The sequence below is a fragment of the Segeticoccus sp. genome, assembly GCF_035708005.1.
Window position 1 is genome coordinate 1 of sequence record NZ_DASSTI010000014.1, and the last position, 26,229, is coordinate 26,229.

At 72.2% G+C, this 26,229-nt stretch carries 24 protein-coding genes and 1 pseudogene; 11 read left to right on the forward strand and 14 right to left on the reverse strand.

The window, feature by feature from the left end; translation table 11 throughout:
* The 6 genes from VFL99_RS01240 to VFL99_RS01265 all read right to left on the reverse strand — a co-directional run.
* The coding region (locus tag VFL99_RS01240) for a VOC family protein (RefSeq protein ID WP_325104500.1) at window positions 1-428 on the reverse strand (428 nt) is incomplete at its 3' end.
* On the reverse strand, window positions 425-1,249 hold the full coding sequence (locus VFL99_RS01245) for an alpha/beta hydrolase (RefSeq protein ID WP_325104501.1): 825 nt from the start codon (window positions 1,247-1,249) through the stop codon (window positions 425-427). The genes VFL99_RS01240 and VFL99_RS01245, both read right to left, overlap by 4 nt.
* A 145-nt stretch (window positions 1,250-1,394) precedes the next feature.
* Window positions 1,395-2,324: an amidohydrolase family protein gene (locus tag VFL99_RS01250; RefSeq protein ID WP_325104502.1), complete on the reverse strand. Its 930-nt coding sequence runs from the start codon at window positions 2,322-2,324 to the stop codon at window positions 1,395-1,397.
* Complete coding sequence (locus VFL99_RS01255) at window positions 2,321-2,527, reverse strand: hypothetical protein (protein ID WP_325104503.1); 207 nt, start codon at window positions 2,525-2,527, stop codon at window positions 2,321-2,323. The genes VFL99_RS01250 and VFL99_RS01255 overlap by 4 nt, the downstream gene beginning before the upstream one ends.
* Before the next feature lie 12 nt (window positions 2,528-2,539).
* Window positions 2,540-2,929, reverse strand: a complete 390-nt coding sequence (locus VFL99_RS01260; protein WP_325104504.1) for a VOC family protein — start codon at window positions 2,927-2,929, stop codon at window positions 2,540-2,542.
* Between the two features lie 20 nt (window positions 2,930-2,949).
* Window positions 2,950-3,720 carry a pentapeptide repeat-containing protein gene (locus VFL99_RS01265; RefSeq protein ID WP_325104505.1) on the reverse strand — a complete coding sequence of 257 codons (771 nt, stop codon included), beginning with the start codon at window positions 3,718-3,720 and terminating at the stop codon, window positions 2,950-2,952.
* 471 nt (window positions 3,721-4,191) lie between these two features.
* Here VFL99_RS01265 and VFL99_RS01270 point away from each other — a divergent pair, with 471 nt between their 5' ends.
* From VFL99_RS01270 to VFL99_RS01280, 3 genes are all read left to right on the forward strand, one after another.
* Window positions 4,192-5,268 carry an AbrB family transcriptional regulator gene (locus VFL99_RS01270; RefSeq protein ID WP_325104506.1) on the forward strand — a complete coding sequence of 359 codons (1,077 nt, stop codon included), beginning with the start codon at window positions 4,192-4,194 and terminating at the stop codon, window positions 5,266-5,268.
* Between the two features lie 64 nt (window positions 5,269-5,332).
* A complete protein-coding gene (locus VFL99_RS01275) occupies window positions 5,333-6,724 on the forward strand; it encodes an MFS transporter (protein WP_325104507.1) in 1,392 nt (463 codons plus the stop codon).
* A gap of 233 nt (window positions 6,725-6,957) precedes the next feature.
* Window positions 6,958-7,317 carry an RNA polymerase-binding protein RbpA gene (locus VFL99_RS01280; protein WP_325104508.1) on the forward strand — a complete coding sequence of 120 codons (360 nt, stop codon included), beginning with the start codon at window positions 6,958-6,960 and terminating at the stop codon, window positions 7,315-7,317.
* An 87-nt stretch (window positions 7,318-7,404) separates the two neighbouring features.
* Here the strand turns inward: VFL99_RS01280 and VFL99_RS01285 are convergent, their stop codons facing one another.
* The 3 genes from VFL99_RS01285 to lnt form a co-directional block, all read right to left on the reverse strand.
* A complete protein-coding gene (locus VFL99_RS01285) occupies window positions 7,405-7,791 on the reverse strand; it encodes an FxsA family protein (protein WP_325104509.1) in 387 nt (128 codons plus the stop codon).
* 107 nt (window positions 7,792-7,898) lie between these two features.
* On the reverse strand, window positions 7,899-8,717 hold the full coding sequence (locus VFL99_RS01290) for a polyprenol monophosphomannose synthase (protein WP_325104510.1): 819 nt from the start codon (window positions 8,715-8,717) through the stop codon (window positions 7,899-7,901).
* Window positions 8,714-10,312: an apolipoprotein N-acyltransferase gene (gene lnt / locus VFL99_RS01295; protein ID WP_325104511.1), complete on the reverse strand. Its 1,599-nt coding sequence runs from the start codon at window positions 10,310-10,312 to the stop codon at window positions 8,714-8,716. The genes VFL99_RS01290 and lnt overlap by 4 nt, the downstream gene beginning before the upstream one ends.
* A gap of 546 nt (window positions 10,313-10,858) precedes the next feature.
* Here lnt and VFL99_RS01300 point away from each other — a divergent pair.
* Window positions 10,859-11,851: an LLM class F420-dependent oxidoreductase gene (locus VFL99_RS01300; RefSeq protein WP_325104512.1), complete on the forward strand. Its 993-nt coding sequence runs from the start codon at window positions 10,859-10,861 to the stop codon at window positions 11,849-11,851.
* Between the two features lie 6 nt (window positions 11,852-11,857).
* Here VFL99_RS01300 and VFL99_RS01305 read toward each other — a convergent pair whose 3' ends face one another.
* Window positions 11,858-13,525 carry an amidohydrolase gene (locus VFL99_RS01305; protein WP_325104513.1) on the reverse strand — a complete coding sequence of 556 codons (1,668 nt, stop codon included), beginning with the start codon at window positions 13,523-13,525 and terminating at the stop codon, window positions 11,858-11,860.
* A 157-nt stretch (window positions 13,526-13,682) separates the two neighbouring features.
* Between VFL99_RS01305 and VFL99_RS01310 the strand changes: the two genes are divergently transcribed.
* From VFL99_RS01310 to VFL99_RS01320, 4 genes and pseudogenes are all read left to right on the forward strand, one after another.
* Window positions 13,683-15,644 carry a S53 family peptidase gene (locus tag VFL99_RS01310; RefSeq protein WP_325104514.1) on the forward strand — a complete coding sequence of 654 codons (1,962 nt, stop codon included), beginning with the start codon at window positions 13,683-13,685 and terminating at the stop codon, window positions 15,642-15,644.
* A gap of 82 nt (window positions 15,645-15,726) precedes the next feature.
* Window positions 15,727-16,215 carry a Cys-tRNA(Pro) deacylase gene (gene ybaK / locus VFL99_RS01315; RefSeq protein ID WP_325104515.1) on the forward strand — a complete coding sequence of 163 codons (489 nt, stop codon included), beginning with the start codon at window positions 15,727-15,729 and terminating at the stop codon, window positions 16,213-16,215.
* A gap of 168 nt (window positions 16,216-16,383) precedes the next feature.
* A pseudogene (locus VFL99_RS18330) lies at window positions 16,384-16,539 on the forward strand (tryptophan--tRNA ligase); the annotation flags it as partial.
* 86 nt (window positions 16,540-16,625) lie between these two features.
* Window positions 16,626-17,225: a tryptophan--tRNA ligase gene (locus tag VFL99_RS01320; protein ID WP_325104516.1), complete on the forward strand. Its 600-nt coding sequence runs from the start codon at window positions 16,626-16,628 to the stop codon at window positions 17,223-17,225.
* Window positions 17,226-17,229: 4 nt separating this feature from the next.
* Here the strand turns inward: VFL99_RS01320 and VFL99_RS01325 are convergent, their stop codons facing one another.
* The gene (locus VFL99_RS01325) at window positions 17,230-17,664 is read right to left on the reverse strand and encodes an Lrp/AsnC family transcriptional regulator (protein WP_325104517.1); all 435 of its coding nucleotides are present in this window, start codon (window positions 17,662-17,664) and stop codon (window positions 17,230-17,232) included.
* A 39-nt stretch (window positions 17,665-17,703) separates the two neighbouring features.
* Here VFL99_RS01325 and VFL99_RS01330 point away from each other — a divergent pair, with 39 nt between their 5' ends.
* The 3 genes from VFL99_RS01330 (at window position 17,704) to VFL99_RS01340 (ending at window position 21,762) form a co-directional block, all read left to right on the forward strand.
* Complete coding sequence (locus VFL99_RS01330; protein ID WP_325104532.1) at window positions 17,704-18,654, forward strand: 5'-3' exonuclease; 951 nt, start codon at window positions 17,704-17,706, stop codon at window positions 18,652-18,654.
* A gap of 21 nt (window positions 18,655-18,675) precedes the next feature.
* Complete coding sequence (locus tag VFL99_RS01335) at window positions 18,676-19,914, forward strand: cysteine desulfurase-like protein (RefSeq protein ID WP_325104518.1); 1,239 nt, start codon at window positions 18,676-18,678, stop codon at window positions 19,912-19,914.
* 207 nt (window positions 19,915-20,121) lie between these two features.
* Window positions 20,122-21,762 carry a DHA2 family efflux MFS transporter permease subunit gene (locus VFL99_RS01340; protein WP_325104519.1) on the forward strand — a complete coding sequence of 547 codons (1,641 nt, stop codon included), beginning with the start codon at window positions 20,122-20,124 and terminating at the stop codon, window positions 21,760-21,762.
* An 86-nt stretch (window positions 21,763-21,848) separates the two neighbouring features.
* On the opposite strand, the gene VFL99_RS01345 is transcribed toward VFL99_RS01340, so the two are convergent.
* The 3 genes from VFL99_RS01345 to VFL99_RS01355 all read right to left on the reverse strand — a co-directional run bounded on the left by VFL99_RS01345 (window position 21,849) and on the right by VFL99_RS01355 (window position 26,185).
* Window positions 21,849-22,262, reverse strand: a complete 414-nt coding sequence (locus VFL99_RS01345) for a VOC family protein (protein ID WP_325104520.1) — start codon at window positions 22,260-22,262, stop codon at window positions 21,849-21,851.
* A gap of 91 nt (window positions 22,263-22,353) precedes the next feature.
* Window positions 22,354-25,215 carry a DEAD/DEAH box helicase gene (locus VFL99_RS01350; RefSeq protein ID WP_325104521.1) on the reverse strand — a complete coding sequence of 954 codons (2,862 nt, stop codon included), beginning with the start codon at window positions 25,213-25,215 and terminating at the stop codon, window positions 22,354-22,356.
* Between the two features lie 31 nt (window positions 25,216-25,246).
* Complete coding sequence (locus VFL99_RS01355) at window positions 25,247-26,185, reverse strand: diacylglycerol kinase (RefSeq protein WP_325104522.1); 939 nt, start codon at window positions 26,183-26,185, stop codon at window positions 25,247-25,249.
* Window positions 26,186-26,229 lie beyond the last annotated feature (44 nt).

Consider the following 26,229-nt stretch of genomic DNA (forward strand, 5'->3'; position numbering starts at 1 on the left):
ACGGCGAAGACCTGCGAATCGTCGGCGAACGCCTTGAACTCCAAGGCGTTTCCCGATGGGTCGAGCAGGAACATCGTCCACTGCTCGCCGGGCTGGCCCGCGAAGCGCAGGTACGGATCGATGACGAACTCGGTGCCTGCCTCCTTCAGACGCTCGGCCAGCCGGTGGAACTCCGGCACGGTGAGCAGCAGGCCGAAGTGCGGCACCGGGACGTCGTGCCCGTCCACCGCGTTGTGTGCCCGCTCTCCCGACGCCGGCGCCAGGTGGGTGACGAACTGGTGCCCGTGCAGGTTCCAGTCCACCCACCTGTCGGCGCTGCGCCCCTGCTCCAGGCCCAGGACCTCACCGTAGAAGTGCCGGGCCGCCGCCAGGTCGTCCACCGGCACCGCCAGGTGGAACCGCGGAATCGCTGATTCGAGAACGGTCATGGGTGGCTCCTCCCGGACAGGTGCGCATGGACGAAGGTCAGGACATCGCCCAGCACCTGCTCCTTGTTGGTCTCGTTGAAGATCTCGTGGCGGGCGCCGGGGTAGGACTTCGCCTCCGACCGCTGACCCGCCAGCGTCTGCCAGCCCTGTGCGCTGCCGTCGTAGGGCACGAGCGGATCCTCCGCGCCGTGCAGCCACAGGACCGGGGTGGACTCGACCGGGCCGGCCTTGGTGATCGTGGCGAGGCAGGCATTCATCGCCTCCAGCGTCGGCCGCTTGAACGGACCGTGCCACACCAACGGGTCGGCGACGTAGGCGTCCCCAACGCTTGGGTCCCTGGACAGCGTCGCGGGGTCGATCGGCGTGTCCGGGATCTCGTCGGCCGCCAGCAGCTGGGTTACCGCGTCCCACCGGCCGATCACGGGTCCGGACAGGACCGCGCAGGCCAGCGACTCGCCATACCGCTGGGCATAGCGCGCGGCGATCATGCCGCCCATGGAGTGCCCGATGAGCACGACGGGCAGCCCGGGGTGCTCTGACCGGGCACACTGCTCGAGGCCGTGGACGTCGTCCACCACCGGCTCGAAGTCCCCGATGAGGACCCGGTCCCCCTCACTTTGCCCGTGCCCGACGTGGTCCAGACCGTAGACGACCGCACCGTCCGCAGCCAACCGGCTCGCGACCCACTCGTAGCGACCGATGTGCTCGCCGTAGCCATGGCAGAGCAGGGCGACGTATGTCGGATCGCCGGTGGGCAGCCACCGGAGCGCGTGGAGCTTGCCCGCATGGCCGGTCAGCTCGATGTCGGTCCCTGGTGTCATGGGTCCTCACCGTAGGACACCCGTGGCCGACTGCGTCGGAGGAGGTCGTCGTCGGTCAGGACGGGGACGTCATCGATGGTGGTGCGCATGCCGGAAGCCTGCCGGTCCCGGGGCCGCGGCCGCAGGAGGTGTCCCCAGCCCCAGCTCACGCCTCGGTGGGCCCGGCCTCCCGGATGCCAAGGAGCCGGGCACCATTCACCCAGAGCACCTTCCGCATCCAGTCATCGCCCAGGCCGAGCCGGGCCAACGCCTGGAGCTGGTGCGCGTAGGGGTACGGGATGTTCGGGAAGTCCGAGCCGAGGACGATCCGGTCCACCAGGGCCGGGAGCCGGTCCACGTAGTCGCCCGGCAGCGGGGCGAACTCGTTGGTGAAATCGGTCCCGACCATGGTCGTGTCGAGGTGCACCCGAGCGAATTCCTCAGCCAGGTCGGCGAACTCGTGGTACTCCGGCATGCCCAGGTGGGCGATCACGAGGGGCAGCTCCGGGCAGCGTTCCAGCACCCGGCGCACGGGTCCGGGCCCGGTGTCCCTCCCGGGCAGCGGGCCCGACCCGGCGTGGATGACGGTCGGCACGCGGTGCTGCTCGAGCAGGCCCCACACCTGCTCCAACAGCGGATCGTCCGGCGAGAACCGCCCGACCTGAACGTGCACCTTGAACAGCTCGGCGCCCTGGTCCAGCGCCCGGGAGACGTAGTCGGCGGCGCCGGGCTCGGGGTAGAAGGTGGCGCAGTGCAGCGCATCCGGGACGCGCCGGGCGAAGTCGGCGCCCCAGTCGTTGAGCCACTGCGCCATCCCCGGCTTGTGCGGGTAGGCCAGCGCCGGAATGGCCCTCAGGCCGAACGACCGGAGCAGCCGCAGGCGTTCGTCCTCGTCGACCTTGTAGCGCACCGGCCAGGCGCGTCCGTAGTACTTCTCGGCTCCGTCGAAGTAGCGCCACACCTTGCGCAACATCGGCGCCGGAAGGAAGTGGACGTGCACGTCCGCCAGTCCTGGCACCCCCAGCGCCCGCAGGTATGCCGGCACGTCCGCATCGCTCGCCGGTCCGGGAGTCGTCGGCACCGCCCCGTGCGTCATCGGCGGATCGCCGTCCGGGCATCCCGCGAGGCGGGCAAGAGGCGGTGCTCACGCGCGCGGATGAGACCAGCCACGGTGGAGATGACCGGCGTGGGCACGCCGTGCCGCGCACCGACCCGTGCCGCCTCCACGTCGAGCTCACTCATCGCGGCGACCTGGTCGGACCCCATGGCTCCGCAACCGACGATCGCCACCGTGGCCATGACCGGCGCCCCTCAGCCCTCGAGGTCGAGGTAGAGGCAGAACGGGTGCCCGGCGGGGTCGAGCATCACCCGCACGTCGTCCTGAGGCTGATGGTCCGCGGCCTCGGCGCCGCACTGGACCGCCTGCTCCGTGGCAGCAGCCAGGTCGTCGACGCCGAAGTCGAGGTGCACGGACATCTGTTGCTGTCCCGGCTGCGCCGGCCACACGGGGCGGACGTAGTGGGTCTCGCGTTGGAACGCGAGGTTGTAGCCCGCGTCCTTCGACGGGGCGAGGCTGCACCAGTCATCGGCCTCGTCGAAGACGGTCCAGCCCAGGAGTCGCTCGTAGAAGTGCGCCAGGGCACGGGGGTCGGGCGCGTCCAGGACGATGCCGAACCACCCCGTCATGCGTCGCAGCGGCATGGGCCCACCCTGCCATGCGCTCACGCCCAGTGGGCCGGGCGGCGCAGCCGCCCGGGCAGTCGCGTCCGCGCGTCGCCGTGGGCGGCGTTCACCTGCGGCTGGGTGAGGAAGAGCGCCTCGCCCAGGTCGGCCCCCTCGAGCCGGGCGTCGCGCAGATCGGCGCCCAGCAGGTCGGCGCGACGCAGGTCGCTGCCCCGCAGGTCCGCGGCGATCAGGTAGGTCCCGCGCAGGTCGACCGCCCGCAGGTCCCGGCCGCGCAGGTCGGCGCCGAGCAGATCGGCACCCGGCTCGAGGCGCGGCCCCCGGCGCCTTCCGGGGGCCCGCCCCCTGTCGTGCGTCGGCGTCCCCCGGGTGCCCCGGCGGTGCCGCGCGCTGACCTCGTGCAGCACCGCGCCGACCCGCGCCCGCAGCTCCGTGACATCCAGCGCCTCCAGTGCCTCCGGCGAGGAAGCCACCAGCCCGTGGAGCTCCTCGCGCACGGGCGCGGCCCTGCCCCCGTCCAGCTCCTCCGCCTCGCGGAGGTACCACAGCATCTCGTGCAGCTGCCGTACGACGCCGAACACGGCATACATCCGCGAGGCGGTATCGGGGGCGTCCCGCCACGACATGCCACCGAAGGTGACCTGGGAGACCTGCTGCCCGGCTCCGAAGCACTCGAAGACGGTGCAGCCCTTCCAGCCCTCCTGCCGCAGCCCCGGATGTATGCCGCACGCGAAGTCAGGTTGCAGGTGCCGGCACGGCTGCGCCGCCGGCTTGTCCTCGGGGAAGTCGGCAGAACGCGCGAACGGCAAGGCGACGCAGCACAATCCGAAGCAACGGGCACAGTCCGGCGCCAAGCCGGGATCCGATGAGCAGGGGTCGGCAGGCGGTATCGTCACCCGGCGATCCTAGGTCGCCGACGTGCCGGTGGAGGACGTCATGGCCTCCCGCCCGCCGCGACCGATTCCTCGCCCGGCGCCGGGGCCTGGGACAGCTGATCGAGGCGCTCACCGGGGAGTGAGCCCGCCGGCACGTGCGCGGCGCGGCCCCGGACAGAGCTGTGGGTGCCGAGAGGACTCGACACCCACAGCGACAGACGATTCAGTCACGGACCCTCCGGTTCGTGACGCGATCGGCGTGGTCTCCTCATGCAGACCTCCAATCGTCGATCTGTCGTGGAACCTCGACGGTAACCCAGGTGCCCGCCTCCGGCAAGGGTTACTGACGAGTCCGTTCGGTGGTCACCGGCGTCTGTGGGGGCCGGCCGGTCGTAGCCTGTGCCGGTGCCGTCGCTGCCCTCCTCCGGTCCCTTCCGCGGAGGAGTGGTCGCCGCGGTCGCGACGGTCGCGGCGTGGGCGCTGTTCCAGCTGCTCGGCCTGCCCTCCCCCGTGCTCTTCGGTGCCCTCCTCGGCGGGATGGCGGGCGCGCTCACGGTGTCGAGCCCGCCGACGCTGCCGCCTCCGACGTTCACCGCCGGCCAGGCGTTGGTCGGCGCCACGATCGGGGGGCTCGTCAGCCCCCAGACGCTGCGCGGCGCCTTCGCCGACTGGGCACCGATCCTCGCCGTCACGCTGGGCACCCTCGTGCTGAGCGTGCTCGCCGGGCAGGTGCTGCGCGTCCACCGCGACGTCAGCGCCACCACCGGGGCCTTCGCCATGGTCGCGGGCGGCGCCTCCGGTATGACCGCCCTCGCCCACGAGCTCGGTGCGGACGACCGCGTCGTCACCGTGGTGCAGTACCTCCGGGTCCTGCTCGTGCTGCTCGCCATGCCGTTGGTGACTGCGACCGTCTTCCACCCCGCCGCCCAGCAGCACGGCGCCGCGCCCTCCAGTGCGAGCAGCCCGGCGCTGGGGCTGCTGTTCACCGTGGTCGCGGTGGCGGTCGGCCTGCCCCTCGCCCGGGTCGCCCACGTGCCGGCCGGCTCCCTGCTGGGGCCGCTGCTCGTGGCGGTCGTGCTCGCGGTCGCCGGCGTCTTCGGGACGGGAGGAGTCCCCGTGCCGGTGCAGGACCTGGCCTACCTGCTCATCGGCCTGCAGGTCGGGCTGCGCTTCACCCGGGACAGCCTGCGCAGCATCGCGCGGCTGCTGCCCCTCGCCCTGGGCCTCATCCTCGCGCTGATCGCGGCCTGCGCCGGCATGGGCTGGGTGCTCTCCCACGCCGTGGGCGTCGCCCCGCTCGACGCCTACCTCGCGACCACCCCGGGCGGCCTGTATGCCGTACTCGCGACTGCCGTCGACAGCGGCTCGGACGTCACCTTCGTCCTCGCCACCCAGGTGGTGCGCCTGCTCGTGATGCTGCTCGCCGCCCCGGTCCTGGCCCACGTCCTGCGTCGCCGACGACCGCGACCGCGCCGGAGGTGAGTACGGGTACTCAAATCCGCCGCGCGTGCCTCACCGGCGGGCGCGCGTGTGCGACCCTCCTGCCATGACACAGCTGCGGCAGGAGCGGGACCTCGAGCCCAGGTCGCCGCACACCCGCCGCCACCAGCGCTCCTGGTACTTCTACGACTGGGCCAACTCGGCCTACGTCACCACGACCTCGACCGTTCTGTTCTCCCCCTACCTCACCGCTGTCGCCACGCGCGCCGCCTGCCCGGGCCTGCCGAGCGGCGGCGACTGCCGCACCCCGCTGCACGTGCTCGGCATACCGATCGCCGCGGGGTCACTGGCGCCGTACACGATCACCGTGTCCACCATCGTGTCGGCGATCGTGCTGCTGTTCATCGGTGCCGTCGCCGACCGCTCCCCGCGACCCACCTGGCTGCTCGGGGGCTTCGCGTGGGCGGGGGCGGTCGCCGCATCGCTGATGTTCTTCGTGGCCGGCACACGCTGGCAGCTCGGCGTGGCGCTGCTCATCGTGGCCAACCTGTGCCTGGGCGCGTCGCTCATCGTCTACGACGCGCTGCTGATCCGGATCTCCCCGCCCGACGACCGGGACCGCGTCTCCAGCCGCGGGTGGGCGCTGGGCTACCTCGGCGGGGGTCTGCTGCTCGCCCTCAACCTCGGCCTGCTCAGCGGCTACCGGCATCTCGGGCTGTCCTACGAGCTGGCGATCCGGGTGAGCCTGCTCTCCGCCGGGGTGTGGTGGTTCGGCTTCACGCTCATCCCGCTGCTGGGGCTGCGCGACCTGCGCGGCACCACCGCCACCCCCGTCGACCGGCAGGCAGGCGTCGTCGGGGGCAGCCTCGAGCAGCTGGCCAGCACCCTGCGTGAACTGCGGCTCTACCCGCAGACGCTGCTCTTCCTCCTCGCCTACCTGTTCTTCAACGACGGCATCCAGACGGTGATCGGCTCCTCCAGCCTCTACGGCAAGCAGGAGCTCGGCTTCAGCGACAGCCAGCTGATCATCACCATCCTGCTGGTGCAGTTCGTCGCCTTCGGCGGCGCCGTCCTGTTCGGGCGCCTCGCGGCGGGCTTCGGTGCCTGGCGGGTCGTGCTGGGCAGCCTCGTGATGTGGACCGCCGTGGTGGCCTTCGCCTTCTTCGTCCCCGCCGGAGCGTTCACCGTCTGGCTGGTGCTCGCCGTCCTGATCGGGGTCGTCCTCGGCGGCAGCCAAGCGCTCTCCCGCTCGCTGTACAGCCAGCTGGTACCCCGCGGACGCGAGTCGGAGTTCTTCAGCCTCTACCAGGCGATGGAGCGGGGCACGAGCTGGTTCGGGACGCTGCTCTTCGGCCTCGTCTACCAGTTCGCGCACTCCTACCGGTGGTCGATCGTGGCGCTGGTGGTCTTCTTCGCCGTCGGTGGGTGGCTGCTGTCCCGGGTGCGGATGCGGGAGGGGATCCTGGCCGCAGGCAACGCCGTGCCCGCCGTGGTCTGACCGTCCGCCGACCGCGCCGGGTCGGCGCACCACGGCCGGGGCTGGGGGCTTGCTGAGCACAGGCTGCGTGCGCGCCATACACCCTCGGGAGCCTTTGTTGGTGTGATCCCGGCAACACTTGGGTACATCTTTGTGAGATCGGAACATTGGCCGACACGACGTCGTTGTGCCGGGTGAGAGCCCTGCAGGGGAGCTGCATGGGCATCCCCGGGGCGGAAGGCAAGGAGATCACCATGGCAGAACGTTCACTACGTGGCACCAACCTCAGCATGCTGTCGATGGAGAGCGACGAGAACGTGGTGCTCTCGGAGCGTCGTATCTCGCGCTACCAGTGCGCCGAGGGGCACATCAGCGAGCTGCCCTTCTCCGTCGAGGCGGACATCCCACCGCTGTGGGAGTGCCGCTGCGGCCGGGAGGCCAAGCTCATCGACGGGCCCGAACCGGAGCGCAAGCCGGTCAAGCCCGTCCGCACCCACTGGGACATGCTGCTCGAGCGTCGGTCCATCCCGGAGCTCGAGGAACTGCTCGAAGAGCGTCTGACGCTGCTTCGCGAATCGCGCGGCGAGAAGCCGCGTGGCAAGCGCACCGCCTGAGCATTCGCCAGGCGGCGCCACCCGCGGCCCCCGTTCCGGTATTCCCCTCCCGGAGCGGGGGCCGCCTCATGTCCGGCGGAGAGCGGGTCACCAGGAGGAGTCCCCGCGGATGACGCCGGTGCGCCGCCACAGCCGGCGCTCGACCGCAGCCTGCAGCCAGTGCCGGGTGAGCGGGCGCGTGAACGGCAGGATGAGGAACAGCCCGACGGCATCCGTGATGAAGCCGGGGACCAGCAGCACAGTGCCGCCGACGAGGACGAGCGCGGCGTCGGCGAGCTCCTTGGCCGGCATCGTGCCGGTCCTGACCGCCTCCCGCAGCGCGGCCCACGTCCGCGAGCCCTCGCGGCGGACCAGCACCGCCCCGACCAGCGACCAGAAGAGCAGCAGCAGGATCGTCCACCAGCCGCCGATGGCCTGCCAGACCACGATGATCACCACGATCTCGGCCAGTGGGACCAGCAGCAGCGCCGCCAAGACGTAGCGCAGCCAGCGCGGACGGCTCCGAGGGGGCCGTGGTGGCCGTGGCGGCGGGCCGCCGGCCGACGACCATCCGCCGGACCGGTGGGAACCGCCCGGTGGCTCTACCGGTCCAGCCGGTGCCACCTGGGCTCCCTCTTCACACGGCGCCCGAGCGCGACCAGCTGGGTCGTCCGCCGGCGCAGCCCCCACGCCGTGACGCGCAGCAGCGACTCCTGCACGATGTCGCGGCTCATCTTGGACTGCCCGATCTCCCGCTCGACGAACTCGATGGGCACCTCGGTGACCGTGAGCCCGCGGCTGAGCGCGCGCCATACGAGGTCGACCTGGAAGCAGTAGCCCTGGGAGGCGACCTGGTGCAGGTCCATCAGCCGCAGGGCGGAGGCCCGGTAGACGCGGTAGCCGCCGGTCGCATCGCCCACCGGCATCCCGAGCAGGAGCCGGGTGTAGAGGTTCGCGCCGCGGCTGAGCAGCTCGCGCTGCAACGGCCAGTTGACCACCGAGCCGCCCGGCACCCAACGGGACCCGAGCACGACGTCGGCGTCGGCGAGGGCCGTGAGGAGGGCGGGTAGCTGCTCCGGCTGGTGTGAGCCGTCGGCGTCCATCTCCACGAGCGCGTCGTAGCCGTTCTCCAGCCCCCACCGGAAGCCCGCGAGGTAGGCCGCGCCAAGACCTTCCTTGGCGGCGCGGTGCAGGACGTTGACCTGGTCGTCGGACGCCGCGAGCTTGTCGGCCACCTCGCCCGTGCCGTCCGGGGAGTTGTCGTCCAGGACGAGCAGGTCCGCGGCGGGCACCGCCCGGCGCACCCGGTCGACGATGCGCGGCAGGTTCTCCCGTTCGTTGTAGGTCGGGACCAGGACCAGGACCCGGCCCACCGCAGGGCGCGGGCCGGTGTCCGCCGGAGCCTTCGTCGTGTCGGTCATCTGCGTGCCTCACCCCTCGCCGGTCGCCGGTGCCCCTTTCGGCCCAGCGTATCGGCGCGGCCGGAGATCGCCGCGCCGAGCACGAGCAGGGCGGCCAGGGCCGACGCGCCGGTCTCCGGCCACGCCCCGAGCCGGTCGGCGACGGTCAGCTGGGTGCGCAGCGGCAGGCCTCCGGAGAGCACGGCCGGGGTGAACAGGGACGTCTTCTCGTGGGCCCGGCCGTCCGGGGTGACCAGGGCGCTCACCCCGACGGTGGAAACGTGCACGATGGAGCGGGCGTGCGCGATCGCCTCGATCCGGGAGATCGCCAGCTGCTGCTCGGACTCGGCGGTGTAGCCGAAGGTGGCGTTGTTGGTCTGGACCACGAGCAGGTTGGCGCCGGCCCGGACGGTGTCCCGCACGAGCGGGCCGTAGGCGATCTCGAAGCAGATGATGGGTCCGGCCTTGATCTCCCCCGCATGACGGGAGGGCACGTCGAAGACCTTGACCTTGGTGCCCGCGATGAAGTCGCGTCGCACCAGGTCCACCTTGTCGCTGAAGTGCCGGAAGAAGGAGCGGTAGGGGATGTACTCCGCGAACGGCACCGGGTGCCGCTTGATGTAGCGGCCGGTCAGCCCCTTGCCCGGTCGGTAGAGCAGGCTGGCGTTGGACACGTAGGGGGCGGGGCCGTTGAGGACCGCGCCGATGATCAGCGGGGCGTCGATGTCCTGCACGACCCGGTGGATCTCGGCGGCGGCGTCGGCGTTCTGGATCGGGTCTATGTCGGAGGAGTTCTCCGGCCAGACCACCAGGTCGGGGCGCGCGAGCTTGCCCGCGCGGACCGCTTTCGCGGCCGTGCGGGTCACCCGCGCATGGTTGTCCAGCACGGCGCGGCGCTGGGCGTTGAAGTCCAGACCGGCCGTGGGCACGTTGCCCTGGATCCCCATCACCTGCGCCCGAGGACCGTTGGTCGGCAGCGTGATCAGCAGCGGCGCAGCGACGATGGCCGCCGTGAGGGCCAGCCCCGGCAGCGTCGCCCAGGCCCGCACCCGCCGTATGCCGAGTGCCTGGGCGTGGTGCCCCCGGTAGCCACGGGCCAGCGCGGCGGCGAGCACCCCGCCGGCCAGGGCCACGCCGAAGGTGACGGCCGGCGCGCCCGCCCAGGCCGCCAAGTGCGCCAGCGGCGAGTCGGCCTGGCTGAATCCCAGACGCCCCCAAGGGAACCCGCCGAACGGCACGCGCGCTCGCAGCCACTCCTCACCAACCCACAGCAGGGCGATGGCGACCGGCCGCACCCGCTCGGGGCCGGCCATGGAAGGGACCCGCTGGACGAGGGCGGAGCCCAGCCCCAGGACGGCGATGTAGAGGGACTCGGCGACGCACAGGGCCACCCACGGCAGGTCACCGACGTAGATCCCCGTCCAGTGCAGCAGCGGGAGGAAGCAGGCCGCCCCGCTGAGGAAGCCGTAGAGCAGGCCCTGCCACGCGCTCGCGCCACGGGTCGCCAGCGCGAGCAGGGCGACGCCGACGATGGCCAGCGGCCAGAGGTTGGCGGAGGGGAAAGCCAGCCAGATCGCAAGGCCCGAGAGGACAGCGAGCAACGACCGGGGCAGCACCCCGCAAGGTTAAGCCACCGGACTGGGTCCGAGACCCACGGGAGCGGCGCGGACGACGCCCTCGGCGGTCCGGTCCCCGGAGTGGGGAGGAGAGAGCCCGAATATGACGACAGAGCCCGCGTCGCCGTTGGGTCCAGCCGCGCGCCGACCGGATGCCGACTCACCGCTGTTGTCTACTGAGCACGCGGGCCCTGCCGCTGCCCGTCTCCGCCAGCTCGGCGGATCCAGTCGGACGCAGTCCCGCGGATCTGGCTGCACGGCGGCTGCGCGCGCAAGCCGCCCTGGATCCCGGGCCGCACCCGTCCCGGCCCACTGAGCAAAGCTGGGGAGCCGTGACGGACAACGGGCAAGAACTTACCCGCCACCGGACTTCTGTCAACTGCCCCCTGACCTGCGAAGATGTGGAAAAGCGCAGGTCAGGGCCCGGTCGGTCGTCCGACGTTCTGGGCAAGACTTTGCTCACTTTTCGGCGTGTTGCGAGCGACACGCCGACAAGGGCGCCGACAGGGCCCATATCCGCCGTGCGCGCCGGGTAGGTGGCGGGACGTGACACGCTTCGGCTACACCCTGATGACCGAACAGAGCGGTCCCCAGGACCTCGTCCGCTACGCGGTCGGCGCCGAGTCGGCAGGGTTCGACTTCGAGGTCTCCAGTGACCACTACTTCCCGTGGCTGGACAGCATGGGCCACGCGCCGTACGCGTGGGCGGTGCTCGGCGCGGTGGCCCACGCCACGGAGCGGGTCGGGCTGATGACCTACGTGACCTGCCCGACGATCCGCTACCACCCGGCGGTGGTGGCGCAGAAGGCGGCGACGCTGCAGCTGCTCGCCGACGGACGCTTCATCCTCGGGCTCGGCTCCGGGGAGAACCTCAACGAACACGTCGTCGGCCAGCGCTGGCCGTCGGTGGACGAGCGCCACGACATGCTGACCGAGGCCGTCGAAGTGATCCGCGAGCTGTTCACCGGGGACCTGGTCACCTTCCAGGGCAGGCACTTCCGGGTCGACTCGGCGACGCTGTGGGACCTTCCCGATGAGCCACCGGAGATCGCCATCGCGATCAGCGGTCCGACCTCCGTCGGCCGATTCGCGCCACTGGCCGACCACCTGATCACCACCGAGCCCGACGCCTCGCTCATCGAGCGGTGGAACGACACCGCCGGCGCACCACAGATCGGGCGTGGCGCCAAGGCGATCGGGCAGATCCCCATCTGCTGGGACCCGGACGAGCAGGCCGCGGTGGAGCGGGCGCACGCGCTCTTCCGATGGTTCGGCGGCGGGTGGAGCGTGAACTCGGACCTGCCCACGACCCGCAGCTTCGCCGGGGCCACCAGCTACGTCCGGCCCGAGGACGTGGCGCAGTCGATCCCCTGCGGCCCGGACCTCGACGCCATCGTCGAGAAGGTGGCCGCGTTCTGGCAGGCCGGGTTCACCGATATCGCGCTCGTGCAGGTCGGCGACGAGGGGCAGGACCGGTTCCTGCAGGAAGCTGCCGAACCGCTGCTGAAGCGGCTGCGGGAGGCCGCTCCGGCGTCGTAGGGGCGGCTACGCGGTGAGGGCCCCGTCCCGGTCGAAGACGGTGCGTCCGCGTACGACGGTGCGCAGGTTCACCGGTGCGGGCGCATCCGGGGACAGGTCCGGAAGTCCCGGGGTGCCCGAGCGGGGGTCGGTGCTCCAGGCCTGGATCTGGTCGTCGGGCGCCTGCACGACCAGGTCACCGACTTGCCAGACGGCAAAGCTCGCCGGTTGGCCCAGGGCCAGGAACCCCCGGTCGTCGACGCCGCCGGCCCGCCAGCCACCGCGGGTGTGGGCGAGGAAGGCCGCCCGGGCCGAGATGCGCTGGTCGGGGTTGTGGTGGTTGACGCAGGCGCGGATCGCCTCCCACGGGGCGAAGGGAGTGACCGGCGTGTCCGACCCGAGCGCCAGCGAGAGTCCGGCAGCAGTCATCGTGGCGAAGGGGTTGTTGGCGAGGGCGCGCTCGGCCCCCAGCCGGGCGGCATACATGCCGGTCGCCCCTCCCCAGGCCGCGTCGAAGGCGGGCTGCACGCTGGCGTGCACGCCGTACTCGACGAGCGCCGCGATCGAGTCGGCGGTGAGGGCCTCGGCGTGCTCGAGGCGGTGCCGGGCCCGGCGCACGCTCTCGACGCCCACGAGTTTTGCGGCCGCCCGCAGCCCGGCCACCACGTCCTCGATGGCCGCGTCCCCGATGACGTGGAACCCGGCCTGTGCGCCGACCCGGCTGCACGCGGCGACGTGGTCCCGGATCTGCTCGACGGACAGGTACCCGAAGCCACGCGACTCGGGCGCGTCGGCGTAGGGCTGGCGCAGGTGGGCGGTGTGGGAACCGAGGGACCCGTCGGCACACAGGTCGCCGGCGAGCCCCAGGACCCCGAGCTCGGCGACCAGGTCGCGAGCCTCGTCCTCCGTGGCCACCAGCTGTCCCCAGTAGGGCATGACCTGGGGCCCGTCCGCCCGCTCCCCCGCCGCGATCACCTCGCGCAACTCATCCGGCGAGCCGACGTGGGGGGCGGACATCTCATGGACCAGCCCGATGCCCGCCTCCGCGGCGGCGCGCAGGGCCAGGTCGATGTAGTGGCGGCGGTCGGCGGGCGTGAGGTGGGCGGCGAAGGTGTCCCGGACCGCGTGGTGGGCGTCGCGGTGCACCAGCCCGGTGCCGTCCCAGCCGTCGAGGCCGGCCGCGCCGGCTGCCGCGGCCAGTGCGGAGGACACGCTGGCGGAGTGGGCGTCGACGCGGGGCATGTAGACGAGGGCGCCGTGGGTGGCGCGGTCCAGCTCCTCACTCGTCGCGGGGCGTCCCTCGGCCCAGCCCGTCTCATCCCAGGAGTGTGCGTAGACGGGACGCCCTCCGCTGTAGCGGGCGGCGGTCTCGATGAGCCGCAGCGCCTCGGTGACGGAGTGCGTCTGGGACAGGTCGACCCCGTCGAGCGCCTGCCCCGTCATCAGCGTGTGCACGTGGGCGTCGACGAAGGCGGGGGTGACCAGGGCGCCGTCCAGCTGGACGACCTCCCCGACGGTGTCGACGTGGGTGTCCGCGGCCTCCTCCGAGCCCACCCAGGCCAGCGTGCCGTCGGCGACGACCATCGCGCTGGCGAAGGGGTCGACCGGGCTGTAGACGAAGCCGCCGCGGTAGAGGACGGAGTGGCCATCGGCGGGGGCGGCGGCAGGAACTCGAGTGGAATCGGCGGCGGGCACGGGGCCAGTCTGCCCCGAGGCAGTCGGACGATTCCGGGCGGGTCGCAGTGTGTCCGCTGGAAGTTGGCCGATTCCGGGGGCGGAGTCGTCTGAACGGGAGCAGACTCGCGATGGTGCCTGTCCGGGCACCGTTCGAGGATCCTTACCAGGAGCAACCATGACCCCTCGACTCACGCGGGGCCTCGTCATCGGGACATCCGTGGCGACCGCCCTCGCACTCAGCACTCCCGCCATGGCCATGGCCAAGGAGCGACCAGCCCGCACCGTCGTCGAGCACGCACCCGGCTGGACGGCGCACGCAACCCGCACCGGTGCGGTCGCCGGGAACCAGTCCCAGGAGATGGTGGCCGTCCTCGCCCTTCGGAACGCGGCCGGTGCCGAAGCGCTCGCGCGGGCAGTCTCCGACCCGAGCAGCTCCCAGTACCGCCACTTCGTCACCCCCGCCAGCTGGCGCCAGCAGTTCGCCCCGACCAGTGCCCAGGTGGCCCGGGTGACCTCGTGGCTGCGCTCGCAGGGCTTCTCCATCGGCGAGATCCCGGCCAACCACCGCTACATCTCCTTCAGCGGTTCGGCGGCACAGGTGCAGCGGGCGTTCGACACCCAGCTGTCGCACTTCTCCAAGCACGGCAAGAACGTGTCGGCGCCTTCCTCGGCCCTGTCCGTTCCCAGCACCTTGGCCGGCAGCATCGTCGGCATCGGCGGACTGGACACCAGCGCCGTGGTCAAGCCGATGCACACCGATGCCTCCCCGGCCCTGCCGCCGCCGGACCCGGTGTTCCGCAACGCGCCGCCGTGTTCGGAGTACTACGGCCAGAAGAAGGCGAGCAGCCTCCCACAGGTGAAGGGGCTCAACCCCCTGACCTACGCGCCCTGCGGCTACAAGCCGGCGCAGCTGCGCGGTGCCTACGGCACGACCAGTGCCGTGAACCGCGGCTACGACGGCCGTGGGATGACGGTGGCCATCGTGGACGCCTACGCCTCCAAGTGGATCGTCGGTGACGCGCAGGAGTACGCCCGTCGCAACGACCCGGCGCACCCGCTGCGCAGCTCCCAGTTCCGGCAGATCCTGCCCAAGAACTACCGCGGCCAGAAGGTCTGTGGCCCGTCGGGGTGGTACGGCGAGGAGACGCTCGACGTCGAGGCCGTGCACGCCATGGCGCCCGGCGCGAACATCCTCTACGTGGGCGGCCGCAGCTGCTACGACGTGGACCTGGGAGCAGCGGTCAACAAGATCGTCGACAACCGCCTGGCCGATGTCGTCACCAACTCCTACGGGGAGACGGAGCACGACGTCCTCGGTGAGCTGGCCCTGATCCGGATGGAGCACCAGAGCTACATCCAGGCCGCCGCCGAGGGCATCAGCATGCTGTTCTCCTCCGGCGACAGCGGGGACGAGATCGCCGCGAGCGGCACGAGGCAGACCGACATGCCGGCCTCCGACAGCTTCGTCACCGCGGTGGGTGGCACGTCGCTGGCCGTCGGGCGGGGCGACAACTACAAGTTCGAGCAGGGCTGGGGCACCGGCAAGTCGACCCTGACGAACGGCGCCTGGGACCCGCTGCCGCCGGCCTACCTCTACGGCGGTGGCGGCGGCACGAGCCAGCTCTTCCAGCAGCCGTGGTACCAGAAGGGCGTCGTGCCGAAGTCGATCTCGAACTACTTCCACGACGGTGCCTGGCGGGCCGTTCCCGACGTGGCGATGGTCGGCGACCCGAACACGGGCTTCCTCGTCGGGCAGAGCCAGACCTTCCCCGACGGCTCCATCCGCTACAGCGAGTACCGGATCGGTGGGACCAGTCTGTCCAGCCCGTTGTTCGCCGGCATGGTGGCGGTGGCCGGTCAGTACAGCGGTGGACCGCTCGGCTTCGTCAACCCGATCGTCTACCGGATGAACGGGCACAACGGCCTGCGCGACATCAACCACGACAAGAAGGTCACCGACGCGGTCGTGCGCGTCGACTACGTCAACGGCTTCGATGCCGCTGACGGGACCGTCACGTCGCTGCGGACGCTCAACCAGACCGGGTCGATCTACACCCGGGCCGGCTACGACGACGTGACCGGCCTCGGCAGCCCGCGCGGCATGGCCTTCCTCAACGCCATGGCCCGGGCTCGCTGACGGACCGTTCGGCACCACACGACCACGGTGGGGCGTCTGCGCTGCTGCAGCGCAGGCGCCCCACCGCCGTATCCTGCGGAGCGTGAGCCGACACCCCCGCTCCGCAGGCACCCCGGCGACCGTGGCGCTGGAGCGCGCCGGTGTCCCGTTCGAGCTCCGGACCTACGAGCACCGAGCGGGTGCCCCGTCCTTCGGGCTGGAGGCCGCCGAGGCACTCGGCGTCGACCCGGCCCGCGTCTTCAAGACCCTGCTGGTGTCGGCCAGCCGCCGCCTGGCGGTGGGCATCGTGCCCGTGTCGCGCATCCTCGACCTCAAGGCGATGGCGGCCGAGCTCGCCGAGAAGAAGGTCACCATGGCGGAGCCGGCCCTCGCGGAGCGGACCACCGGCTACGTCGTCGGTGGCATCTCCCCCCTCGGCCAGAAGCGCCAGCTGCCCACGGTCCTGGATGAGAGCGCCACCGGGTTCGCCACCATCCTGGTCTCCGGCGGGCGGCGCGGCCTGGACGTCGAGCTTGCGCCGGCGGACCTGCTCGCGCTCACCCGTGGGACCACTGCCGCGATCGCCCGTTGACCGGCGTACCCTCGATCACGCGACCCAGCACCTGAGCACCGCGCGGTGGCCCGCCTGACCGGCGGCCCCACCTGCTCATCATCCGAACGGCCGCCCCTTCGAGGCGGCCTTTCTCGTGTCACGGCACGGCCCCTCGTCGGGACGCCCACGACACGAGAGGACTCCTCCATGACCACCGTCTCCGGCATCACACCGTCCGGCCGGCTCACGCTCGGCAACCACCTCGGGGCATTGCGGCGCTTCGCGGGCAGCGCGGCCGTACCCGGCCAGGGCTACTTCTTCGTCGCGGACCTGCACGCGATGACGATGCGCCACGACCCCGAACAGCTGCACCGGCTCACGCAGGAGACCGCGACGCTGCTGCTGGCCTCCGGCCTGCCCACCGGGTCGGTCTTCCTGCAGCCTGCCTCATGGCCGCGGACATCCTGCTCTACGACGCCAGCGAGGTGCCCGTCGGCGGCGACCAGGACCAGCACGTGGAGCTCGCCCGGGACGTGGCGATCCGCTTCAACCGCGCGTACGGGGAGACGTTCGTCGTCCCGCAGACCGTCCGCGCCGCCACCGCCGGACGGATCCGCGACCTCACCGACCCGACGGCCAAGATGAGCAAGTCCGCCCCGGACGACGCCGCCGGGGTGATCCGGCTGCTGGACGACCCCAGCGTGGTCCGTCGCAAGGTGCTGCGTGCGGTCACCGACTCGGGCTCCGAGGTCCGCTACGACCCCGCGGCCAAGCCGGGCGTGAGCAACCTGCTCGAGGTGCTCGCGGCCTGCACCGGCGGGGACGCGGCTGCGCTGGCACCGGCATACCACTCCTACGGCGCCCTCAAGAAGGACACGGCGGACGCCGTGGTGGCCACGCTGGAACCGTTGCAGAGCCGGTATGCCGAGCTTGCGGCGGACCCGGCGGAGGTCACCCGGGCGCTGCGGCTGGGTGCCGAGCGCGCCGCCGCAGCCGCGGCGCCACGCCTCGCCGCGGCCACCCGGGCCATCGGCCTGGCCGCTGCCTGAGCAGTCAGCGGGGCCGGGCCTCCCACGGGGTGGACAGCACCACCGTCGTCCGCGTGGACACGCTCGCGGCAGAGCGGATCCGGGCGAGCAGGTCCTCCAGGTCCAGAGGCGTGCCGACCCGGACCTTGAGGACGTAGTTCTCCCCGCCGGCCACCGACCAGCAGGACTCGATCTCCGGCAGGTCCCGCAGCCGGTCGGGGATGTCGTCCGGGGCCGACTGGTCGAAGGGCGAGACCGAGATCAGCGCGCTGGTGGGAAAGCCCGTCTGGTTGTGGTCGACCACTGCCGTGTAGCCGCGGATGACGCCGCGCTCCTCGAGGCGGCGCACCCGCTGGTGGGCGGCGGACGTGGACAACCCCGTCGCCTTGCCCAGGTCGGTGAAGCTCATCCGGCCGTCCCGCGTGAGCAGGTCGACGATCTTGCGGTCCAGGTCCTCCACGGCGCACAGGCTAATGCCGTGGATGGCAGCATGAGCGGCATGACCGAGGACCCGCCGCGACGACTGCTGTTGCTGGACTCCGCCAGCCTGTACTTCCGTGCGTTCTACGGTGTGCCGGACCGGCGCCGGTCGCGCAGCGCGCCCCCGAACAACGCGGTCCGCGGATTCCTCGACATGATCGCGACCCTGGTCGAGCGCTACCAGCCCACCCATCTAGTCGCCTGCTGGGACAACGACTGGCGACCGGCCTTCCGGGTGGCGGCGATCCCCTCCTACAAGACGCACCGGCTGCTCGACGGCAGCGACACCGTGGAGGACACCCCCGCGGACCTGCTGCCCCAGGTGCCGATGATCGTGGACCTGCTGGCGGCGCTGGGGATCGCGCGAGTGGGCGCGGACGGCTTCGAGGCCGACGACGTCATCGGCACCCTGACCCACCAGTGGGGTAGCCGGGCGAAGGGCGCGGTGGACGTCGTGACCGGCGACCGCGACCTGTTCCAGCTCGTCGACGACGCGGTCCCCGTGCGGATCGTCTACACCGCCAAGGGCGGCGTCCGCTCCCCCGACGTGATGACGCAGGCGGCGCTGGAGGAGAAGTACGGCATCGGCAGCGGTGCCGCCTACGCGGACATGGCGATCCTGCGCGGCGACACCTCCGACGGGCTTCCGGGCGTGCCGGGAATCGGTGAGAAGACCGCCGCCGCGCTCATCAACCGGTATGCCGACCTGCAGGGTCTGCGGGCCGCGCTCGCCGACGGTGACCCGCACCTGAAGGGGGCCCGGCGGAAGAACCTGGAGGAGGCCGCCGACTACCTGGACGCGGCACCGCAGGTGGTGCGCGTCGCCCGCGACGCCCCGGTGGGTGCGGTCGACGGCGCGCTGCCGACGGCGGTGACCGACCCCGAGCGGCTGATCGGGCTCGCCGACGAGCTGGACGTGCGCTCACCCGTGAACCGGGTGCTGGCCTCCCTGCGTCTCGGCACGGACTGAGCGGCGGGCACCATGGGTTTCATGTCCTACGACGTCGAGGCGCTGCGCGCGCACTTCCCCTCCCTGCAGTCCGGCCTGGCTCACTTCGACGGCCCGGGCGGCACCCAGACCCCCCGCGAGGTCGGCGAGGCGATCGCCCGGGTGCTGACCGGCCCGCTGTCGAACCGCGGCCGGGTCGGTGTGTCCGAGGTCAACGCCGACGACGCGGTGACGGCCTTCCGTGCCGCCTATGCCGACTTCTTGGGTGCCTCCCCGAGGGGCGTCGTCTACGGGCGCAGCGCCACCCAGCTCACCTACGACTTCTCCCGCCACCTCGCCAAGGGCTGGGGCGGCGGTGACGAGGTTGTCGTGAGCCGGCTGGACCACGACGCCAACGTGAGCCCGTGGGTCCAGGCCGCCGCCGCGGCCGGGGCACGGGTGCGCTGGATCGACTTCGACCCGCAGACCGCCGAGGTCGACCTGGGCAGCGTCACCGAGGCCATCACCGACCGGACCCGGGTGGTGGCCCTGACGGCCGCCTCCAACCTCCTGGGGACCAAGCCGCCGGTGCGCCGCATCGCGGACGCGGCGCACGCCGCCGGGGCACTGGTCTACGTCGACGGCGTGCACTACAGCGCCCACCAGTTCGTCGACGTCGCGGAGCTCGGCGCCGACTTCTTCGTCTGCTCGCCCTACAAGTTTCTCGGCCCGCACTGCGCGGTGCTCGCGGCGGCACCGGAGCTGCTGGAGAGCCTCACCCCGGACAAGCTCGAGCCGTCCACCAACGAGGTGCCGGAACGTTTCGAGTTCGGCACGCTGCCCTACGAGATCATGGCCGGGGCCACGGCAGCGGTGGAGGTCCTGGCCGCCCTCGCACCGGGCGACGCCACGGAGCGGCGGGAGCAGCTGAGGTCCTCCCTGCACGCCGTCGACCGCCACGAGCTGCGGCTGCGCCAGGTCGTCGAGGCCGGCCTGTGCGACCTCGGCGGCGAGGCGGTACTGCACTCGCGGGCCGCCGACCGGACCCCGACCCTGCTGGTGACCTTCCCCGGCCGGCGCTCGCTCGACGCCTACCACTTCCTCGCCGAGCGCAAGGTCCTCGCGCCCGCGGACTGGTTCTACGCTCACCAGGCCTCGTTGCGTCTCGCCCTCGACGACAGCCACGCGCTGCGGATCGGGCTCGCGCCCTACACCAGCGACGAGGACGTGGCGCGACTGCTCGAGGGGCTCGCCGACTTCGTCGCGCACAGCGCCTCCGGAGGCGGCAGAGCCGCGCGCTGACGGGCGCGCTCGCCCGCGGACGGGTTGTCCGATGGGCGCCGTGGTCGCGGACAGCTGCGGCGGGTGGTGTCGCCCGCCGCCGTGACGCGAATCTCATTCCGGGACGCGGAAAATTGAGGGGCGGCCGGGAGCGCCGCGGAGTTACGCTTCTCCGTGACGCCCATCGGCGTCGCCTTCCACACCCTCCCTCACCCTGAGAGGTCCGCCTTGTCCGCTCCTGCCACGACCGCGGTGGAGTATCCCGACAAGATCGACGCCGCCGTCCTGAAGGTCGCTGGCGTCGTCGTGCTCGGCGCCATCATGTCGATCCTCGACATCACCGTCGTCAACGTCGCGCTCCGCACGTTCCAGACGGCGTTCGCCAAGGGCGGGGTGCCGCTCGACTACTCCACCGTCGCCTGGACGGTCACCGGCTACACCCTCGCGCTCGCCACCGTGATCCCGTTGTCCGGGTGGGCTGCTGACCGCTTCGGCACCAAGCGGCTCTACATGATGGCCATCCTGCTCTTCTCGATCGGCTCGGCGCTGTGCGCCACCTCAAGCTCGATCGAGATGCTGGTCGGCTTCCGGGTGCTGCAGGGACTCGGCGGCGGCATGCTCATGCCGCTGGGCATGACGATCATGACCCGCGCCGCCGGCCCGGCCCGGATGGGCCGGCTCATGGCGATCCTCGGCATCCCGATGCTGCTCGGCCCGATCTTCGGCCCCATCCTGGGCGGGTGGCTGATCGACCACCTCAGCTGGCACTGGATCTTCCTCATCAACGTGCCGGTCGGTGTGATCGCCCTGGTCTACGCGCGGTTCGCGCTCCCGAAGGACAACCCGCAGCCGTCCGAGTCGTTCGACTTCGTGGGCATGCTGATGATGAGCCCGGGCCTGGCCCTGTTCCTCTACGGCGTGTCCTCGATCCCCGGTGAGGGGGGCGTGGGGAACGTCAAGGTGCTGGCACCCGGCCTCGTCGGGCTGGCGCTCATGGTCGGGTTCGTGCTCTACAGCTTCACGCCGCGGCACCCGCTGCTGGACCTGCGGCTCTTCCGCAACCGCAACCTCAGCGTCTCGGTGCTGACCATGTTCATCTTCGCCGCTGCCTTCTTCGGTGGCCTCCTGCTCGTGCCGCAGTTCCTGCAGCAGGTGCAGGGCGAGACCCCCCTCGACGCCGGCTGGCTGGTCGCGCCGCAGGGCGTCGGCGCGATGCTGACCATGCCCATCGCCGGCGCCCTCGCCGACCGCATCCCGGTCGGGCGGATCGTGCCCTTCGGCCTGGTGCTCATCACCGGCGGGATGTTCGCCCTCACCCAGATCCAGGCCGACTCCTCGCACTGGGGCTTCCTGATCCCGGTGCTGTTCGTGATGGGTCTGGGCATGGGCGCCACGATGATGCCGATCATGACGTCGGCGTTGAAGACCCTCACCCACCACGAGGTGGCGCGGGGTTCGACGCTGCTCAACATCACGCAGCAGATCGCCAGCTCGGTGGGCGTCGCGACCTTCTCCGTCGTGCTGACCAACGCGTTCAAGAGCCACCCGCTGGTCACCCAGGGCGGGGAGTACCTGCAGGCCGCGACGACGACGCACGACCCGTCCCAGCTGCAGGCGCTGGCCGGGAAGCTGCCGGCGGTGGGCGAGTTCCTCTCCCAGCACGCCGGTGCGCCCGCCGCTGCGGTCAAGGCCTTGGCCGCCGAGGTGGCCGACCAGGCGGCCGCGGCCTTCGCCCACACCTTCTGGGTGGCGGCCTTCCTGGTGGCCCTCACGCTCGTGCCGGCGTTCTTCCTTCCGCGCAAGCGTGAGGAGTCGCACGTGGGCGACGACGAGGACACCCAGGGCGCGGCGCCGGTCCTCGTGCACTGACGCGGCCATGGGCGCCCGGCTGGCACCCTGCCGTGCTGGGTCCGGACGCCGGGCTGCCCACCACTGGGGAACAGCCCGGCGTCGCTTCAGCCCCTGATCAGGCAGAACGGGTGCCCGGCCGGGTCGAGGTAGACCCGGAACTGGCCGTCCTTCGACGGCTGGCGGTCGTGCACCCGGGCGCCGGCGGCGACCACGGCGGGCTCGGCGGCCGCGATGTCGGGGACCGAGAGGTCCAGGTGGGCTTGCTGTGGGTGGGCCCCACCCGGCCAGGTGGGCTCGACCCAGTCCTCGATCCGCTGGAAGGCCAAGGCCGTGCGCCCGTCCGGGTGCTCCGGGCTCACTCCCCCGCCGGGTGGGACCAGGGTCGTCCAGTCGGCGTCGGAGCCCTCCTCGAGCTCCCAGCCGAGGACCTCGGCGTAGAAGCGGCCGAGCGCCAGCGCGTCCGGGCAGTCGAGGATGACCAGGTCGAGCTTGGGCTTGGGCAGCGCTGCGTCCGTCATGGCACCACGCTAGCGAGTGCCACCGACAACCCTTGCGGCGTCGCACCCGCGTGACGGCCGCCCAGCACCCCTATCGCGGCCGGATGCCGGGTCAGTCCAGCCGGTCGGCGGCGACGACCCCGCGCAGGATGGCGTCGACGGCCCGGTGCGCCGTCTTGGCCAGGGCCGGCTCCGGCGCCGCGTCGGCGACCTGGCCGAGCAGGTCGACGACCTGCTTGGTCCGGCGCACGAAGTCGCCCGCCGAGATGTCGCTGTCCCGCAGCACCGTCTCCAGGCGCGCGCCGCTGGCCCAGCGGTGCATCATCCACGCCATGCCGGCATCCGGTTCCCCGGTCAACGGCAGGGCGTGCGCGCGCTCGCGGTCCTCCAGCCGCGCCCACACCCGCAGCATCGCGTCATGCGCCTCCTCGACGTCGTCGTTCGGGATGCGCGGAGCCAGGCCACCCTCGTCGCGGCGGGGCTCGAAGACCAGCATCGACACGACCGCGGCCAGCCCCGCGGGATCGAGCCTCCGCCACAGGCCACCGCGCAGGCACTCGGCCGCGAGCAGGTCCTTCTCGGTGTAGAGCCGGCGCAGCGTCTGCCCGCTGGGCGACACGCGGGTGCCGTCCTCCTCGAGGTAGCCGAGCTCGCCGAGCAGGTCGCAGATCCGGTCGAACGTGCGGGCCACGGAGTTCGTGCGCCCCTCGACCTTGCGCTGCAGCCCGTCGGTCTCCCGGCGCAGCCGCCACCACCGCTCGGCCCACCGAGCGTGCTGCTCCCGGTCCGGGCAGCCGTGGCACGGATGGGCCCGCAGCTGCCGGCGCAGCTCGGCGACCTCGCCGGCCACGTCCCCCGTCGCGGCGGCCGATCCGTCCTCCTGCTCACGTTCCTGGTCATCAGAGTCGCCCCGGCGGCGACCTGCCGGCGGGTCGTGCGGCACCTTGACGCGGACGGTGGAGGCGAGGTCGCGACGAGCCTTCACGTTGCGGGCGTTGAAGTTCCGCGGCAGGTCGATGTGCGCGACCGGCTCCACCGGGCCCGGCACCTCGTCGGGGGTCAGCCGCCGCAGCCGGCCCTCGGCGGTCACCACGGTCGGGAGGTGGCCGTGGCCGTTGTGGCCGTGGCTGTCCCGAACCACGACGGCGTAGCCCGCCCGACGTCCGGCCAGCACCCGGAACACGTCGCCGGGGCGCAGCCGCTCCAGGCTCAGCTCGGCCGCGGCCCGCCGGCTGGCCGACCTGCGTTTGGCGGCCTGCTTCTCCAGCATCGTGATCTGGCGACGGAGCTCGGCATACTCCGCGAAGTCGCCCCGGTCGCAGGTCATCGCCTCGGCGTAGCCCTGCAGCGCGTCCTCGTTGCGGCGCACCCGGCGCGAGAGGCCCACGACGGCCCGGTCCGCCTGGAACTGCGCGAAGGACGTCTCGAGGATCTCGCGCGCGGTCTCCCGACCGACCTGGGCCACCAGGTTGACCGCCATGTTGTAGGTCGGGCGGAAGCTGGAGTGCAGCGGGTAGGTCCGGGTCGAGGCCAGCCCGGCGACGGCGAGCGGGTCCACGTCCCGCCCCGCGAGCACGACGGCGTGCCCCTCGACGTCGATCCCCCGGCGGCCCGCACGTCCGGTCAGCTGGGTGTACTCGGCGGGCGTGATGTCGGCGTGTGTCTCGCCGTTGAACTTCACCAACCGCTCGAGCACCACGGTGCGCGCGGGCATGTTGATGCCCAGGGCCAGCGTCTCGGTGGCGAACACGGCGCGGATCCGCCCCTGCGTGAACAGCTCCTCGACGACCTCCCGGAAGGTCGGCAGCATGCCGGCGTGGTGCGCGGCGAACCCTCGCGTCAGCCCGTCGACGAAGTCCGGGTAGCCCAACACCCCGAGGTCCTCGTCGGCGATCCCGCTGACCCGCTCCTCGACGATCCGCCGGATCCGGTGGCCCTCGTGGTCCGGGATCAGCCGGGTCCCCCACGCCAGGAGCTGCTCCACCGCGGCGTCGCAGCCGGCCCGGCTGAAGATGAAGGTGATCGCCGGGAGCAGTCCCTCCCGGTCCAGGCGGTTGATGACCTCGGCGCGGCTGGGCCGCCCGCCGAACCGGCCGGAGAACCCGCCGCGGGAGCCGCCGGGCCCGGCGGGGGCGCCCCCGCGTGCCTTGCGGGGCCGGCCCCTGCGCCCGCGCGGGCCGCCGACGTCCTCGAGCCGTCCGCGCCGGTCGGTGCCGCGTTCCATGCGTCGGACCTGCTCCAGCAACCGCGGGTTCACCCGCGCGGTGTCGATGTCGTCCCCGGGCCGGCCCTGCTCGTCGAGGAACAGGTCGAACAGCTCCCGGCCGACCATCATGTGCTGCCACAGCGGCACCGGACGGTGCTCCTCGACGATCACGTCGGTGGCGCCACGGACCTCCTTCAGCCAGTCGCCGAACTCCTCGGCGTTGCTGACCGTCGCCGACAGCGAGATCACCTGCACCGACTCCGGCAGGTGGATGATGACCTCCTCCCACACCGCTCCGCGGAACCGGTCGGCGAGGTAGTGCACCTCGTCCATGACGACGTAACCGAGGCCGTCCAAGGTGGTCGAGCCGGCATACATCATGTTGCGCAGCACCTCGGTGGTCATGACCACCACGGGTGCCTCGCCGTTGACGGAGGCGTCCCCGGTGAGCAGCCCGACCCGGTCGGCGCCGTGGCGACGCACCAGGTCGGCATACTTCTGGTTCGACAGGGCCTTGATGGGCGTGGTGTAGAAGGCCTTGCGGCCGGTCTGGAGGGCGAGGTGGACCGCGAACTCCCCCACCACGGTCTTGCCGGAGCCGGTCGGGGCCGCGACGAGGACCCCGCGTCCCTCCTCCACCGCCCGGCACCCGCGGACCTGGAAGTCGTCGAGCGGGAAGTCGTAGCCGGCGGCGAACCGTCCTGCCTCACTCGCCGCGAACCGGGACCTCTCCAGGGCAGCGGCATACCGCTGCGCGGGGGTGGACATGTCCTCAGGCTACGTCAGGGCCGGCACGCGCTCAGCCGGGCGCGCGGTGCCGCGATCCCCCGGACAGGACCACCCGGACCGCCGCGGGAACCGCCTCGCACGTCAGTGGCAGCGGCCGGAACCGCTCCCCGTCGGCGTAGGTCATCAGCTCCGGCCCGGCGACCTCCACCTGCTGCCCGCGCAGCAGCTGCACCGCGGGGTGGCTCAGGTGGGTGCCGCGGAAGACGCGCGGCAGCACCCGCAGCAGCTCCGGCACCGAGACCGGGCGCACGACCAGGACGTCCAGCAGCCCGTCGTCCCAGCGGGCTTCCGGGCAGATCTGCAGTCCCCCGCCGTATGCCGGCCCGTTGCCGACCGCGACGAGCATCGCCTCGGTCTGCACCTCCCGGCCGTCGACGGTGACCCGGTAGGGCATCGGACGGAAGACCGGCAGCTCCCGCGCCACCGCGAGCAGGTAGCGGAGCCGCCCGCGGGGCCAGCGCAGCTGGTTCGCGCGCTCGGTGACGAGGGCGTCGAAGCCGGCGGCCAGCACGCCGGCGAACCAGTGCGCCCGGCCCTCCCGGTCGGTGTGCCGCCCGAGGTCGACGGGTCGGGGAACTCCGCGGGCGATCACCTCCGCCGCTGCGCGCAGGTCGTGGACCGGCAGCCCGAGGGCGCGTGCCACGTCGTTGCCGGTGCCGGCCGCCACGACGCCGAGGGCGCAGTCCGTGCCCGCGCACACGTCGGCGCCGAGGTGGACCATGCCGTCCCCGCCCACGACGACCAGCACGTCCACACCCGCCTGCACGGCTTCGCGGGCGTGCTGGTGAGCCGCCTCGGCCGTCTCCTCGGAGACGTCGAGCACCTCGAGCTCGGCGGCGCGCAGCCGGGCGCTGACCTCGGCACCCGCGCGTGCGCCGCGCCCGACACCGGAGGTGGGGTTCACGAGGACCGCGACCCGGCGGGCGCGCCCCGGCACGCCAGGACTCACTCCGGCAGCACACCCTCCACCAGGCATCGCTGCAGGGTAGCGGC